This is a genomic window from Rubripirellula tenax (genome assembly GCF_007860125.1).
Taxonomy (GTDB): domain Bacteria; phylum Planctomycetota; class Planctomycetia; order Pirellulales; family Pirellulaceae; genus Rubripirellula; species Rubripirellula tenax.
In genome coordinates, this window is sequence record NZ_SJPW01000040.1 from 1 (window position 1) to 1,300 (window position 1,300).

The 1,300-nt window shown below is 51.2% G+C and carries 2 protein-coding genes; both read right to left on the reverse strand.

What is annotated here, in order from left to right; all coding sequences use genetic code 11:
- Positions 1 to 222: 222 nt before the first annotated feature.
- Positions 223 to 408 (reverse strand): hypothetical protein, encoded by a 186-nt coding sequence (locus Poly51_RS31150; protein WP_146462535.1) that lies wholly within the window; start codon positions 406 to 408, stop codon positions 223 to 225.
- A 434-nt stretch (positions 409 to 842) separates the two neighbouring features.
- A complete protein-coding gene (locus tag Poly51_RS30230; RefSeq protein ID WP_146462680.1) occupies positions 843 to 1,088 on the reverse strand; it encodes a hypothetical protein in 246 nt (81 codons plus the stop codon).
- Between the last annotated feature and the right edge of the window lie 212 nt (positions 1,089 to 1,300).

Consider the following 1,300-nt stretch of genomic DNA (forward strand, 5'->3'; position numbering starts at 1 on the left):
AGGATTAAGGCGTTTGAATCGGCGAGCAACTAACGCAAGAGCCAAAAGACGCACCTAAAACCAAGCGTTGCAGCAATCGTTTGTGCAAGCAAACACGCGGAACATCTGCGGAGTCAGTCCGATAACGGTTGCCATCACCGGGCACGGAGAGTGATGTATCCATTTGTGAAAACGCGCAAGCCGTGCTCCGTGTGAATGGCTTGGTTATCCGCCGTTGTGAATTCAAACCTGAAACGCAATTTTCGGGTATTTGGAGTGCCAACTGCCCGCGAGTTTCCCGGCTTCGTAATACGAGAATTCGCTAGAGTCAACCTCATGATAGTAGTGAGCGAGAACCTCGAGTCGATATCCAACATCACACAACTGATCGTCCAAGGCGGTATTGAAACCGAGAAAGAATGCATCCATGAGTTTGGATTCTAATTCTTCCGTACATTCGCAGCCAGTGTTTGTAAGTAGTGACCAGTTCGTTTCGACGTTGCCGATACCTGCAGTGAGACGGTAACACACCCGCGCAAATTGACAGTGCGTTTTGAATTTCTCTTCACGAACGCTAACGTTTGGTGGTGCAACCATTCTTCAGTCGGATAACGGCGGTGGTCACCGGGGACGAACGGAATGGCCACCATCAGGAAAGACGTTTTTGAGTCCTCCGGTGCACCACATGGTTCCCCGCATTTGCAGCGGAGCCGTAGTCAATCAACGCGATTGACGTGAATCAATCTTACTGAGCGCATCGACCGTCGGCAAACCCGTTTTGAACCACGAAGATCCGTGAAAAGATAGGATCGACGACTCGCGCGCAACTATTTGCGGACGGCAAATCACGGTGACCAAAAAAGTCATTTGAACGTGTGATGGTCGCCCAGAAATACGAAGTCTCCCGAATCATCAAAGAAGAATCCGGCGGTAAATCCGAGTCGGGACTCGAATACATATGTGAGTCGGAAGCCCGGATGGTCGATTGTGCGAACTGTGCCGTGCGATGCGATCCATTTAACCTTGGCATCGGAATCAAGGTCACGAAGGAATTTGCGAACTGCGTGACGTTGAGAAACCAAGTCGATTAACGCGAAGTCGGATTGCATCTGGGAATCCGTGGGGCTTGCCGCGAGCATGTCATTCAAGCTGTGGCGAATCGCGAAAGGCGTTCAGCAGTGCAGTGCAATTTCAGTCGGGGAACGTTTCACATCACCGGGTGGCGGCGATTGACGTGATTTCGAGAAAACGTGACCACCGCCACTCCGGTGCATGTGTTGGTTATCGGCATTTATGAACGGGCATTAGTCGAGCATCGGGC